We start from the raw sequence: 13,851 nt of genomic DNA, 5'->3' as shown, positions 1-13,851 counted from the left end.
GGCGTCCGCTTTCCGGCCCCTGGGGCAGTTTATGATTGCATATTTATAATCCCCCTATATATACATAACAAAGCAACGATCAAGACCGCAGAAGGGATGGCTCATGACCGTCTGGACGCCAACGGATGACGGCTTCGCCGATCTGACCAGCCACGACACCTTCGCGCGGGGCGCGCCGCACAACACCTTCGCCCGCCTGCGCCGCGATGACCCCGTCCACTGGACGGAGTGGGACGGCGGAGAGGGCTTCTGGTCGATCACCCGGCACGCCGACATCACCGAGATGAACCGAAATTTCGCGGTCTTCTCCTCGGCGCGCGGCATCCGGATGGAGGATCAGACCTACGAGGAATATCTCGCCCGCCGCACGTTTCAGGAAACCGACCCGCCCGAACACATGATGACCCGGATCAAGGTCGCCAAGGCGTTCTCCAAACCCGTCATTGCCAAATTTGAAGAGGATATCCGCACCCTCTGCGACGAGATCCTCGACACCGCCCTCCAGCACGGGGAATTCGACGCCACGAAGCTGATCGCGCGCCAGTTGCCGATGCGGATGCTGGGCCGCATCCTCGGCCTGCCCGACGAGGATCTGCCATGGCTGGTGGAAAAGGGCGACGCGCTCATCGCCAATACGGACCCCGATTTCACCGACCATGTGCTCGACCGGATGACCACGGACGAGTTTCGGATGATGCCCTTCAACTCCCCGGCGGGAGCGGAGCTTTACACCTACGCAAAGGATCTGATGGCCCGCAAGGAGGCCGCGGGCGACACCTCCGGCGTGCTGCATCTCATCCTGCAACCGGGCAAGGACGGCTCGGTCATCACCGAAGAGGAATTCCGCAACTTCTTCTGCCTTCTGGTGGCGGCGGGCAACGACACCACCCGCTATTCCATCGCAGCGGGCATTCAGGCCATGTGCCACCAGCCCGAACTTCTCGGCCAGATGCAGGAGGGCGGCGCCATCTGGGACACCGCCCCCGACGAGATCATCCGCTGGACCACGCCGGCGACCTATTTCCGCCGCACCGTGACCCGCGATTTCGAGGCGCACGGCAAGACCATGCGCGAGGGCGACAAGGTGCTGTTCTGGTTCGCCTCGGCCAACCGCGACGAAGAGGCGTTCGACGATCCCTTCCGCGTCAATCTTTTCCGCAGCCCCAACAAGCACCTGTCCTTCGGACAATCGGGCCCGCATGTCTGCCTCGGCATGTGGCTCGCCCGCCTCGAAGTGCGCGTTCTGTTTCAGGAGCTTTGCAAACGCATCAAATCCGTGGAACCTGCGGGAGAGCATAAATTCCTTCGCTCCAACTTCGTGGGCGGCATCAAGGAACTGCCCGTCCGGGTCAAACTGCAATAGGGAGCCTTCGTTTCATGTCCGACCGCCTGCGTGCGCTTTTCTGCGACCACCTCTCGATCATGCGCGGCAAATACCTGCCCGCCGCCAAGATCGGGGATGCCGCCACCCGCTTTTGCCGCTCCACCTTCGGGGTGCATTACGACAAGGATCTGCTGCCCGCCCCCGGCGCCATGATGATGGAGGGGTTGCCGGACATGGAACTGCGCTGGCGCCACGACGACATCCGCGACAGCTGGCACGGCGCGACGAAGATCGTTCTGGGCGATCTTTATGACACCGAGGGCGCGCCGCTTCCGATGTGCCCGCGCGGGGCGTTGAAACGCGCCGTCGCCGCGTGGGAGGACAAGGGCCTCACCCCCAAGATCGGGATCGAACTTGAAGCCTTCGCCCTGCAACGCGACGCCGAGGGGCAGCTCGTGCCCTATGACGCGCCCGGTGGCGTGGTCTATGGCACCGGCCCCGGCACCGATCCGCTCGGCTTCAACGATGCGATCTGGGAGGCGGCGGAAGATCTGGGTTTCCGGCTCGACATGATCACGGCCGAATACGACGCGCCGCAATTCGAATACACGCTCACCTTCGACGACGCGGTGAAGGCGGTGGACGACATCGTTCTGTTCCGGCTGATGGCGCGCGAGATCGCGCTCGATCATGGCATCGTGCTGAGCTTCCTGCCCAAGCCGCTGACCGACCGGGGCGGCTCCGGGCTGCATGTGAATTTCTCGTTTCTCGACACCGGGGGCGGCAACGCGCTCTCATCGGGGGAGCACAACAGCCCCGAGACGGCCAACGATCTCACGCGCGGCTGCATTGCCGGTCTGGTTCACCACCACAAGGGGCTCGCCGGGCTCATTGCGCCGAGCGCCAATTCCTATGAGCGGCTGCAACCGGGCACGCTCTCGGGCTACTGGAGGAACTGGGGCGGCGATCATCGCAACGTTACCACGCGGCTCAGCTCCGAAGGCGGCGCCAAGGCGCGGCTGGAACATCGCACGGCCGACGCCGCCGCCAACCCCTATACGTCCGTGGCCGCGATCCTGCACGCCGCGCGGCTCGGGGTTGAGAACGGCTATGACCTGCCGCCCGCCGAAACCGGCGACGGCTTCGAGACGACGGATGCCACCGAAGGCACCGCCGACAGCCTCGCCGGGGCCGTGGCCGATCTGGAGGCCGATACCGCGCTCGGCGACGCGGTGGGCCGGACGCTGGTGGACAACCACATCTTCATGAAACAGCAGGAGGCCGAGAAAACCGCCGCCCTCTCGGGAGAGAGCCTGCGCGATTTCTACGTTCATTACATCTGAGGCCGGCGCGCGCCCCGTGCGTCTTTTCGGCCCAAATACCTCCCCGCCGGAGGCGTCCCGCAGGCGCCCCCGGCGCAACGTCAGATCATCGGAGACCCGCCATGAAAGTCACCTGGAACCTGCCCGACGGCGCGCAGATCACCGCCGATGTGCAAACCGGCACCAACATGATGGAGGCCGCGGTCGCCAACAATGTGCCGGGCGTGATCGGCGAATGCGGCGGCAACCTGAGCTGCGCGACCTGCCATGTCTATGTCGACGCCGGCTGGACCGACCGGACCGGAGACGCTGAAGACTTCGAGGATGCCATGCTCGACGTGGCGGAGGCCGAACGCCGCCCCGAAAGCCGCCTGTCGTGCCAGATCGAGGCGTCGGATGATCTCGACGGGCTGGTGCTCATCGTCCCGCAGCCCTGACCCGGCGTCCGGGGCCGATGCCGCCATGTGCGTTGCTCGGCGCGTTTAGGCAACGCGCGCGGCGTTAAACCCCGGCCCGCCGCAAACCGATACCGACGCGATACCGACGTAATACCGACGTTTTACCGAATGCCGTTTTTCAGCGATTTCAGCGTGTTAAACTGAATTTGACGGATCTTAACGATCCAGCAGCGCCGCCAGCGCCTTGGCGCAGCTTGCGACCTGCCGCGCGGCCAGTGCCACGTCGAGATCTTCCATCGCCACCACGCCCACGCTCGCCTCCATCGCGCCGCTGGCCGCGTGACCGCTCAGGATCGGGCTGGCCACGCCGATGGCACCGGGTTGCAGGATGCCGCGTGTCACCGCGTACCCCTGCGCCCGCGCCTCGCGTATCTCGTTGGAATCGCCCGCGGATTCGGCACGCCCGGCCAGTATCGCCAGCCCCGCCGCCCCCTTGTTCAGCGGGTGCGTGCTGCCCACGCGATAGCCCACCCGCAGCAGCACGTTGTCGGGTTCTGATACCACGATGGCGGTGCAATCGTCGCCCTCGGCCACCGAGATGAAGGCCGTCGCCCGCGTCGCCTCCGCCAGCCGCGCCAGCAGCGGTTCGGCCTCCTGCCGGAACTGCGGCTGAAACCGGGCGTCAAGCTCCAGCACCGCCGCCCCCAGCACCAGCCGCCCATCCCCCCGCCGCGCCACGAGGCGATGAGATTCCAGTGTGGAAACAATGCGATAGGCGATCGCGCGATCCACGTCGAGCGCCTGCGCAAGCTGCACCGCCGAAAGCCCACCGGGCGATTTCCCGATGATCCAGAGCGCCTTGAGGCCACGGTCCAGCGTCTTGAGCGTACTCATCGTTTTCCCTTGCTCCATTCCGGCGCTTTATCCTCGCGCCGATCCTTCCTACCCTCCGCGCCCCCGTCCCCACAACAGGCTTGACCGGATGGGGTACAAGGCGATATTGAGCGTTATTAGCACATAATGAGCGATAAGCGACACGAAAGGGATCTCTCCATGACAGATCAGGGTGCCTGCCCCGCCGATCACGGCCTCTCGCCCACCGGCTGCCCGATCTCCGCCCGCGCCGCCGCCTTCGATCCGTTCAAGGGCGACTATCAGGTCGATCCGGGCGATGCCCTTCGCTGGGCGCGAGAGCAGGAGCCGGTTTTTTACAGCCCCGAACTGGGCTATTGGGTGGTCACCCGCTATGAGGATGTGAAGGCGGTCTTTCGCGACAATATCCTTTTCTCGCCCTCCATCGCGTTGGAAAAGATCACCCCCGCGCCGCCGGAAGCCCTCGAGATCCTGAAGAAATACGATTTCAACATGCAGCGCACCATGGTCAACGAGGACGAGCCCCAGCACATGGAGCGCCGCCGCCTGCTGATGGACGCCTTCCTGCCCGACAAGCTGGCCAAGCACGAGCCGATGGTCCGCCGCCTGACCCGCTCCTACATGGATCGCTTCATCGATCGGGGCCATGCCGACCTGGTGTCCGACATCTTCTATGAGATACCGCTCACCGTGGCGCTGCATTTTCTGGGCGTGCCCGACGAGGGCGCGGAGGAACTGCGCCAGTTCGCCGTGGCCCACACGCTCAACACATGGGGCCGCCCTACACCCGAGGAACAGCTTGAAATCTCGGAAAACGTGGGCCGGTTCTGGAAGACGGCGAACGACATCCTTGACCGCATGCGCGCCGATCCGACGGGCGAGGGGTGGATGTATGACACCATTCGCATGCACAATGAGCATCCCGAGGCCGTGCCCGAAAGCTACCTGCGCTCGATGATGATGGCGATTCTCGCCGCCGCGCATGAAACGACATCGAACGCGACGTCCAACGCCTTCTGGACGCTGCTCAACGACCGTCCCGCGTGGGAGGATCTGGTCGCCAACCCCGCGCTCATCCCTTCGGCGGTGGAGGAATGCCTGCGCGTTGCCGGCTCCATCGTCGCATGGCGCCGTATTGCCACCGACGACACGGAGGTGGGCGGCGTGAAGATCCCCGAGGGCGGCAAGCTCCTGATCGTGCAGGCCAGTGCCAACAAGGACCGTCGCCATTGGGAAAACCCCGATGAAGTGGACATCTACCGCGACAACGCGGCCGAACACATGAGCTTCGGCTATGGCGCGCATCAGTGCATGGGCAAGAATATCGCCCGCATGGAAATGCGTGTTTTCCTTGAGGAATTCACCCGCCGCCTGCCGCATATGCGCCTTGTGCCGGGACAGACATTCCGCAACCTGCCCAACACCTCCTTTCGCGGGCCGCAGAGCCTCGAGGTCGAATGGAGCCCACAGGACAACCCAGAGCGGCGCGATCCGGCGATCCTTGACCGCACCGTATCGTTCCCCATCGGCGCCCCGCGCAAGGACGACATCCTGCGGCAGATGACCGTCACCGACGTGCGCGAGGAGGCGGAGGGCGTGCGCCGCATCACGCTGGCCGATCCGCGCGGCCGCGATTTGCCCCGCTGGTCGCCGGGTGCGCATATCGACCTCGTCTCGGGCGACATCCGGCGCAAGTATTCGCTTTGCGGCGAGCGCGCGGACGCGGGCCATTACACCGTCTGCATCCTGCGAGAGGACGCGGGCAAGGGCGGCTCGCGGTATTTCCACGAGCATGTGAAGCCCGGTGACACGCTGCATATCGCGGGGCCGAAGAACCACTTCCGCCTTGATGAGGAGGCCGCCGAACATATCCTGATCGCGGGCGGCATCGGCATCACCCCGATCCTTGCGATGGCCGACCGCCTGAAGGAGGCGGGCACACCGTATGTGCTGCACTATTGCGGTTCCATACGCGGTCGTATGGCGTTTCTGGGCCGGGCGATGCGAGATCACGGTGCGGCCTTGTCGCTGCATGTCGGGGAGGAGGGCACGCGGCTCGATCTGGATGCCGCGCTCGCCGATTTGCCTCCCGGCGCGCAGGTCTATGCCTGTGGTCCCGAGCGCCTGTTGAACGCTCTGGAGGACATGGCCGAAGGCTGGCCCGAGGGCATGCTGCACATCGAACATTTCACAACCGGGGCGGGCGGGCTCGATCCCGAGAAGGAACACAGCTTCGAGGCGGTGCTGCGCGATTCCGATCTCACGCTGACGGTGCGCAACGACCAGACGCTTCTCGACGCGCTCACCGCCGCCGGGGTCGATGTGCCCTGCGACTGCAACGAGGGGCTGTGCGGCACCTGCGAGGTTGGCGTGCTCGATGGCGAGGTCGATCACCGCGACAAGGTGCTCAGCCGCGCGGAACGCGGCGCCAATGATCGCATGATGGCCTGCTCCTCGCGCGCGAAAGGCGGCCGGATCGTGCTCGCGGTCTGACCTCGGGGGCCTTCGTTCGGGTCGTTGTGTCGGGCGCCTCTGCATCTGTCGGCGCCACCTGCGTTGCAAGGCGGCGCGGAACCCGCTAGAGGACGCGCAACTCGTTGCTTCCCGCGTCCAGACAAGCGAAGGAAACCGCCATGACCACCCCCCTGCGCCTCGGCATTGCCGGACTGGGCACCGTCGGTGTCGGCGTCGTCAAGATCATCCGGCAAAAGGCCAATCTTCTGGCGGACCGCACCGGGCGCCCTGTGGTGATCACCGCCGTGTCGGCCCGCACGCGGGACAGGGACCGGGGCGTGTCGCTGGCGGGATACGACTGGGAAGGCGATCCGGTGGCGCTGGCGCGGCGCGACGATGTGGATGTCTTCGTGGAACTGATGGGCGGGCATGACGGCGCGGCGCTGGAGGCCACGCAGGCCGCGCTCGACGCGGGCAAGGATGTCGTGACCGCGAACAAGGCGCTTCTGGCCCATCGCGGGCAGGCTCTCGCCGAACGGGCGGAGGCCGCGGGCCGCACCATCCGGTTCGAGGGCGCGGTGGCTGGCGGCATCCCCATCATGAAGGCCCTGACAGAAGGCCTTGCGGGCAATGAGATCACCCGCGTCATGGGCGTGATGAACGGCACCTGCAACTATATCCTGACGCGGATGCAGGATTCGGGCCTGCCTTATGAAACCGTGTTCCAGGAGGCGAGCGATCTGGGCTATCTCGAGGCCGATCCGACGCTCGATGTGGGCGGGATCGACGCGGGCCACAAGCTGGCGCTTCTGTCGACCGTGGCCTTCGGAACCCGTGTCGATTTCGACGCGGTGGAACTGGAAGGGATCGAACGTATCTCCATCGAGGATATCCGGCAGGCGAGCGATCTGGGCTACCGGATCAAGCTTCTCGGCGTGGCGCAGATGACCGGCCGCGGGCTGGAGCAGCGCATGTCGCCCTGCCTTGTTCCGAAAAGCAGCCCGCTGGGGCAGCTCAAGGGGGGCACCAACATGGTCGTGATCGAGGGCGACGCGGTGGAGCAGATCGTGCTGCGCGGCCCCGGTGCGGGGGAAGGCCCGACCGCAAGCGCGGTAATGGGCGATGTCTGCGATCTGGCGCGCGGCTGCCGCGTGCCGACCTTCGGACAGCCCGCCAGCGAACTGACGCAGGCGCGCGTGGCGCAATCCAACTCGCCAGCGCCCTTCTACTTGCGCATGGCGCTTCTGGATCGTCCCGGCGCGCTGGCCAAGATCGCCACCGTTCTGGGCGAGGCGGGGATCAGCATCGACCGGATGCGCCAGACCCGCCACGATTCCAGCGCCGCGCCGGTTCTGATCGTCACTCACCGCACCCAACGCAGCGCGCTCGATGCCGCCATCGCCGCGATGCAGGAAACCGGCGTGCTGGCCTCCGACCCGGTGGCGCTGCGGATCGAGACGGCCTAGCGCGCTTGCCCCGGTGCCGCACGCCCGTTAAACACCGGATAATTCCACCTCTCGAAGGACCATATTGATGCCCACCCAAGCCGAATTTCAGGACCGTATGCTTTCCCTCGGCCTTGCCCGCGTCGCCGAACAGGCCGCTCTGGCCTCGGCGCGCCTTGTGGGGCGCGGCGATGAAAAGGCCGCGGATCAGGCTGCCGTCAACGCCATGCGCGATCAGCTCAACCTGCTGGACATCGCCGGCGTCGTGGTCATCGGCGAAGGCGAACGCGACGAAGCCCCGATGCTCTTTATCGGCGAAGAGGTGGGCACCGGCAACGGCCCCGGCGTGGACATTGCCCTCGACCCGCTCGAAGGCACGACGCTGACCGCCAAGGACATGCCCAACGCGCTGACCGTGGTGGCGATGGGGCCGCGCGGCTCCATGCTGCACGCGCCGGATGTCTACATGGACAAGCTCGCGATCGGGCCGGGTTATGCTCCCGGTGTCGTCACGCTCGACATGGAACCGGCGGACCGGGTGCGCGCGCTGGCCAAGGCGCGGGGCTGCGACACCTCCGACATCACCGTTTGCATTCTCGAACGTCCCCGCCATGACGCGATGATCGCGCAGGTGCGCGAGACCGGTGCGGCGATCCGGCTGATCACCGATGGCGACGTGGCCGGCGTCATGCACTGCGCCGAGGCCGGGATCACCGGGATCGACATGTATATGGGATCCGGCGGCGCGCCCGAGGGCGTGCTTGCCGCGGCCGCGCTCAAATGCATGGGCGGGCAGATCTATGGCCGCCTGCAATTCCGCAACAACGACGAAAAGGCCCGCGCCGCCAAGGCCGGAATCACCGATCTCGACCGCGTCTATGCCCTTGAGGACATGGTGACGCAGGATGTGATCTTTGCCGCCACCGGCGTGACCGACGGCTCCCTGCTGCCGGCGATCAAGCGCAGCCCCGGCTGGCTTGAGACCACCACGCTCCTGATGCGCTCCAGAACCGGCTCGGTGCGGCGCATGTCCTACCGCACCCCGGTCTGACGATCATGCGGCGCGCGCTCCTCCTGATCGATATCCAAACGGGGATGGACGACCCCGTGCTGGGCGCGCGCAACAATCCCGGCGCAGAGGCGAACGCCGCCCGCCTGCTGGCCCGGTATCGCGGCACCGGGGCGCCGCTGGTGCATATCCGGCACTTGTCGAAGAACCCCGCCAGCTCGCTCTATCTCGGCAAACCCGGCACCGCCTTCAAGCCCGAGGTTGCGCCGCAGGAGGGCGAGACGGTGTTCGAGAAAGCCACCAATTCGGCCTTCATCGGCACGCCGCTGGACTCGCACCTGCGCGAGTGGGGCGTCGAAGGCGTCGTGATCGCGGGTCTGTCCACGCCGCAATGCGTGTCCACCTCTGCGCGCATGGCGGCCAACCTGGGGTTTGACGTATGGCTTGCGCATGACGCCTGCGCCGCCTTCGACACCCACGCCAGCAACGACTGGGCGCCCGAGATGCCGCCGCTGACGGCGCAGCAGATACACGACATGGAAATCTGTATCCTGCACGGCGAATTCGTCACCGCCCGAAGCACACAAGAGATCATCGACTCTCCCCTATGAGCGATTTTCTGAATGTCTCCGCCTCGCTCACCGGACGCCGCTGGACCGGCCCGGGGACAGAGATCATGCGCGCCGCCGAGGCGCTGGAGCAGGACACCGGCCTGCCCGGCGCACTGGCGCAGGTGCTTGCCCGGCGCGGGGTGACCGCGCAGGCCGCCGCGCTTTTTCTTGAACCGTCCTTGCGCGATCTGCTGCCCGACCCGCGCAGCTTGCGCGACATGGACATTGCCGCCACGCGGTTCCTTGCGGCGGTCAAGGGGCGGCAGCGGATCGCGGTCTTTGGCGACTACGACGTTGATGGCGGCAGCTCGGCGGCGCTTCTGCTGATATGGCTGCGGCAGATGGGGCGCGAGGCGACGCTCTATATCCCCGACCGGATCGACGAAGGCTATGGCCCCAACGACGAGGCGATGGCGATGCTGGCGCGCGATCACGATCTGATCGTCTGTGTCGATTGCGGCACGCTCTCGCATGGTCCGATTGCCGCCGCCAAGGGCGCCGATGTGGTCATTCTCGACCACCACCTCGGCGGCGAAACGCTGCCCGATGCGCTCGCCGTGGTGAACCCCAACCGACAGGACGAGGATGGCGCGCTGGCGCATCTGTGCGCGGCGGCTGTGGTGTTCCTCATGCTGGTGGAGGTCAACCGCATGATGCGGGAGGAGGGCGCCAGGGGCCCCGACCTGATGGCGATGCTCGATCTGGTGGCGTTGGCCACCGTGGCCGATGTCGCGCCCCTGATCGGCGTGAACCGGGCGCTGGTGCGGCAGGGGCTGAAGGTGATGGCCCGGCGCGACCGCCCCGGTATCGTGGCGTTGTCGGATGTGGCGCGGATGGATTCCGCGCCAAGCGCGCATCATCTTGGTTTTCTGCTCGGCCCGCGCGTCAATGCCGGGGGGCGCATCGGCAAGGCCGATCTGGGCGCGCGGCTTCTGGCCACCGATGACGAGCAGGAGGCGCGCGCGCTGGCCGAGCGCCTCGATCAGCTCAACACCGAACGGCGCGAGGTGGAGGCGGCGGTGCGCGCCTCCGCCATGGCGCAGGCCGAAGAGCGCGGCTTCGATGCGCCGCTGGTCTGGGCGGCCGGAGAAGGCTGGCATCCCGGCGTTGTAGGGATCGTGGCCAGCCGGTTGAAGGAGGCCACCAACCGCCCCGCCATCGTCATCGGGCTGGAGGGCGGCGAGGGCAAGGGCTCGGGCCGCTCGGTTTCGGGGATCGACCTCGGCGCCTCCATTCAGCGGCTCGCGGCGGAGGGGCTTCTGCTCAAGGGCGGCGGGCACAAGATGGCCGCCGGATTGACTGTGGCGCGCGAGAGGCTTGAGGAGGCGATGGACCGGCTGTCGGAGCTTCTCGCCAGACAGGGCGCGGGAGAGATCGGGCCAGCGGAGCTGAAGCTCGACGGGATACTCATGTCCGGCGCCGCCACGGTGGAGCTTGTCGAACAGATCGACGCCGCCGGTCCCTTTGGCGCGGGCGCGCCCGCGCCGCGCTTTGCCTTCGCGGACGTGGAGATCCGCTTTGCCAAGCAGGTGGGCGAAAGCCATCTGAAACTGCGCTTCGGCGACGGGGCCGGCCCCACCGTCGACGCCATCGCCTTCGGCGCCTTCGACACCGCTCTGGGGCCGCGCCTGATCGCCCACGGCGGGGCACGCTTTCATCTCGCCGGGCGGCTGGAGGTCAATATCTGGGGCGGGCGCCAGCAGGTTCAGCTCCGCCTCGAAGACGCTGCGGAGGCGTGAAAACTGGCCGCTTCGCGCCTCGGAAAAAAACCATGAATCGCCCGAATTTCCGCTTGCACCACCGGGGGGCTTTCAATAAATACCGCCTCACGCTACGGCGCTGGCCCGTTCGTCTATCGGTTAGGACGCCAGGTTTTCAACCTGGAAAGAGGGGTTCGATTCCCCTACGGGCTACCATTTATCCGTATAATTAATTGAAAATATGGTGTAATTTACATCGGAATAAGCTCTAGCTGCCTATATATATGCCATTAGTGAATGTGTTCGTGGATACCGCGGCGACCACAAGAGCCTATCAGTATTACGGTCACCACATGTCTGCCTTCCAGCGCCGATTTAGGCTTGCTTTGTTTTCTTGGGCAGCTGCGGGGTGCAAGGCGTTTGCGCAAAGCCCAAAAAGTGATTTTTTGCACCCGCGCAGGCCCGACAACACGCCGGTCAAGGCGCTGGCCCGCGCGTTCCGATGGAAGCGGATGCTCGAATCCGGGGAGTTCACCACAATCGCTGAACTGGCCGAGCGCGAGGGGATCGCGCCCTCCTATATGACCCGCTTTCTGCGCCTAACACTGCTCGCGCCTGTCATCGTCGAGGCGATCCTGGACGGGAAGCAGGGGCCGGAGGTCACGCTGGCAAGGATGCTGGAGCCGTTTCCGATCGAGTGGAAGGAGCAGCGGCCGGTCCGGTAGGCTCAGCTGCCTTGACCGCGCGCACCCGCTCTGTTTCTCTTTGACGCTGGGGGATACGACCTCCGATGCCATTAGAATATCAACAGAAATCCATGGTGATCATCGAAGCCCCGCGATAAACTGAGGATTGAAAAAGCAAGTAAGGTCAATCCCGGAATGAATCTGCAGGCTCACGATCAGCTCAAAAACCACATCTGGGAAATCGCGAACCGCCTGCGCGGTCCCTATCGTCCGCCCCAGTATCGGCTCGTCATGTTGCCGATGGTCGTCCTGCGTCGGCTCGACAGTGTCCTTGAGCCGACAAAAGACGCTGTGCTCAAGGAGTACGACAAGCTCACCGCGCAGAACATGCCTGAGAGCGCGATGGAGCGGCTGCTTGGCCGCGCCGCTGATCCTGCCCGACAGCATCCTCTCTATAACACCAGCCCCTTCACGTTCAGGCGTCTACTTGGCGACGCCGAGAACATCGCGCCCAACCTCGTCGCCTACATCAACGGCTTCTCGCCTACGGCGCGCAGCATCTTCGAGCGGTTCAAGTTCACCGACCAGATCGAGAAGCTCGATGCCAGCAATCGGCTGTTCACCATCGTGAAGGCGATGGCCGACGTCGACCTGCACCCGGATCGTATCGACAACCTGCAGATGGGCTACCTGTTCGAACACCTGGTGATGCGCTTCAACGAGCAGGCCAACGAGGAGGCCGGCGATCACTTCACCCCGCGCGAAGTCATCCGGCTGATGGCGAACTTGATCTACACCGGCGAGCAGGACGTCTACACGCCTGGCATATACCGGACCATCTATGACCCCGCCTGTGGCACGGGCGGGATGCTATCAGAGTCCGAAAAATTCATCCTCGCGCAGAACGAGAGCGCCAATCTCGCGCTCTTCGGGCAGGAGTACAACGACGAGTCTTGGGCGATCTGCTGCTCGGACATGCTGATCAAGGACGAGGAGACCAGCAACATCGTCCTCGGCGACACGCTGGGCGATGGCAAGACCCGCGACGGCTTCGAAGGGGAGCGTTTTCACTACCTGCTGGCGAACCCGCCCTTCGGCGTGGAGTGGAAGGATCAGAAATCCGTCGTCGAAGCGGAGCATGCGCTGCACGGCTTCTCCGGCCGCTTCGGCGCGGGTCTGCCCGCGATCAACGATGGCTCGTTCCTGTTCCTCCAGCACATGATGTCGAAGATGCACCCGGCGCCCCAGGACGGGGGCGAAGGGTCAAAGATCGCCATCGTGTTCAACGGCTCGCCGCTCTTCTCGGGCGACGCCGGGTCCGGGCCATCGAACATCCGCCGCTGGATCATCGAGAACGACCTTCTCGACGCCATCGTCGCGCTCCCCGACCAGCTTTTCTACAACACCGGTATCTTCACCTACGTCTGGCTCGTTACCAACCGCAAAGCGCCCGAGCGGCGCGGCAAGGTACAGCTGATCGACGGGACGCGGTTCTTCGAGCGGATGAAGAAGAGCCTCAACAACAAGCGCAACGAGATCACCGAGGACCAGATCCGACACCTTACCCGCATCTATGGCGCCTATCGCGACGGCGAGACGGCCGAGGTCGTCATGGATCAGAAGACGGGCGAGACCGAAACCCGTACCGTCTCGCGCATCTTCGAGAACCGCGAGTTCGGATTTCTCAAGGTGACGGTGTGTCCGTCGTCATATAAAATGGGACATCAGAGCGGCTTGAACATTGGAGGCTCTGGTTCGGTTGTGTGATTGATTATGCTGCTTGTTTTTGATGTTGCAAGCGGCGCTGTCGGATCGTCAGGTTCTTGATCTTCTCCCTTTCTCTCAGAATGGCCTTGTCCCGGCCAAAGTAGACGTCAGCGGGTGTGACGTTTTTCAGGCTCTCGTGGTAGCGCTGGTTATTGTAGTAGTCGACGAAGTCCCCGATCTGTCGCTCGAGATGACCGGGCAGGTAGTAATTCTCCAGCAGAACACGATTCTTCATGGTCTGATGCCATCGCTCTATTTTGCC

At 64.9% G+C, this 13,851-nt stretch carries 12 protein-coding genes and 1 tRNA gene; 11 read left to right on the top strand and 2 right to left on the bottom strand.

What is annotated here, in order from left to right:
- Positions 1–103 precede the first annotated feature (103 nt).
- The 3 genes from BMW66_RS11330 to BMW66_RS11320 all read left to right on the top strand — a co-directional run bounded on the left by BMW66_RS11330 (position 104) and on the right by BMW66_RS11320 (position 3,083).
- On the top strand, positions 104–1,363 hold the full coding sequence (locus BMW66_RS11330; RefSeq protein ID WP_093118546.1) for a cytochrome P450: 1,260 nt from the start codon (positions 104–106) through the stop codon (positions 1,361–1,363).
- Positions 1,364–1,377: 14 nt separating this feature from the next.
- Positions 1,378–2,667 (top strand): type I glutamate--ammonia ligase, encoded by a 1,290-nt coding sequence (locus tag BMW66_RS11325; RefSeq protein ID WP_093118544.1) that lies wholly within the window; start codon positions 1,378–1,380, stop codon positions 2,665–2,667.
- Between the two features lie 101 nt (positions 2,668–2,768).
- On the top strand, positions 2,769–3,083 hold the full coding sequence (locus BMW66_RS11320; RefSeq protein ID WP_093118542.1) for a 2Fe-2S iron-sulfur cluster-binding protein: 315 nt from the start codon (positions 2,769–2,771) through the stop codon (positions 3,081–3,083).
- 177 nt (positions 3,084–3,260) lie between these two features.
- Here BMW66_RS11320 and BMW66_RS11315 read toward each other — a convergent pair whose 3' ends face one another.
- Positions 3,261–3,938, bottom strand: a complete 678-nt coding sequence (locus BMW66_RS11315) for an IclR family transcriptional regulator (protein ID WP_093118714.1) — start codon at positions 3,936–3,938, stop codon at positions 3,261–3,263.
- A 159-nt stretch (positions 3,939–4,097) separates the two neighbouring features.
- On the opposite strand from BMW66_RS11315, the gene BMW66_RS11310 reads away from it, so the two are divergent.
- The 8 genes from BMW66_RS11310 to BMW66_RS11275 all read left to right on the top strand — a co-directional run bounded on the left by BMW66_RS11310 (position 4,098) and on the right by BMW66_RS11275 (position 13,589).
- Entirely contained in the window at positions 4,098–6,410 is a 2,313-nt protein-coding gene (locus BMW66_RS11310) for a cytochrome P450/oxidoreductase (RefSeq protein WP_093118540.1), read from the top strand.
- Positions 6,411–6,550: 140 nt separating this feature from the next.
- On the top strand, positions 6,551–7,837 hold the full coding sequence (locus tag BMW66_RS11305; RefSeq protein ID WP_093118538.1) for a homoserine dehydrogenase: 1,287 nt from the start codon (positions 6,551–6,553) through the stop codon (positions 7,835–7,837).
- 67 nt (positions 7,838–7,904) lie between these two features.
- A complete protein-coding gene (gene glpX, locus BMW66_RS11300) occupies positions 7,905–8,867 on the top strand; it encodes a class II fructose-bisphosphatase (protein ID WP_245729459.1) in 963 nt (320 codons plus the stop codon).
- Positions 8,868–8,872: 5 nt separating this feature from the next.
- The gene (locus tag BMW66_RS11295; protein ID WP_093118534.1) at positions 8,873–9,436 is read left to right on the top strand and encodes a cysteine hydrolase family protein; all 564 of its coding nucleotides are present in this window, start codon (positions 8,873–8,875) and stop codon (positions 9,434–9,436) included.
- Complete coding sequence (recJ, locus tag BMW66_RS11290) at positions 9,433–11,175, top strand: single-stranded-DNA-specific exonuclease RecJ (protein WP_093118532.1); 1,743 nt, start codon at positions 9,433–9,435, stop codon at positions 11,173–11,175. Before BMW66_RS11295 ends, recJ begins: the two co-directional genes overlap by 4 nt.
- A gap of 102 nt (positions 11,176–11,277) precedes the next feature.
- Positions 11,278–11,352 (top strand) — tRNA-Glu (locus BMW66_RS11285).
- A gap of 230 nt (positions 11,353–11,582) precedes the next feature.
- Positions 11,583–11,861 (top strand): hypothetical protein, encoded by a 279-nt coding sequence (locus tag BMW66_RS11280; RefSeq protein WP_093118712.1) that lies wholly within the window; start codon positions 11,583–11,585, stop codon positions 11,859–11,861.
- A 156-nt stretch (positions 11,862–12,017) separates the two neighbouring features.
- Positions 12,018–13,589, top strand: coding sequence for a type I restriction-modification system subunit M (locus tag BMW66_RS11275; protein WP_217639305.1), 1,572 nt, complete (start codon positions 12,018–12,020; stop codon positions 13,587–13,589).
- Positions 13,590–13,593: 4 nt separating this feature from the next.
- Here BMW66_RS11275 and BMW66_RS11270 read toward each other — a convergent pair.
- Positions 13,594–13,851: integrase core domain-containing protein (locus tag BMW66_RS11270; RefSeq protein WP_139196158.1), on the bottom strand; the 258-nt coding region annotated here is incomplete at its 5' end.

This window comes from Salinihabitans flavidus, assembly GCF_900110425.1.
GTDB lineage: Bacteria > Pseudomonadota > Alphaproteobacteria > Rhodobacterales > Rhodobacteraceae > Salinihabitans > Salinihabitans flavidus.
Note: the sequence above shows the minus strand (reverse complement) of the source record. Positions and strands in the feature narration are given on the sequence as shown.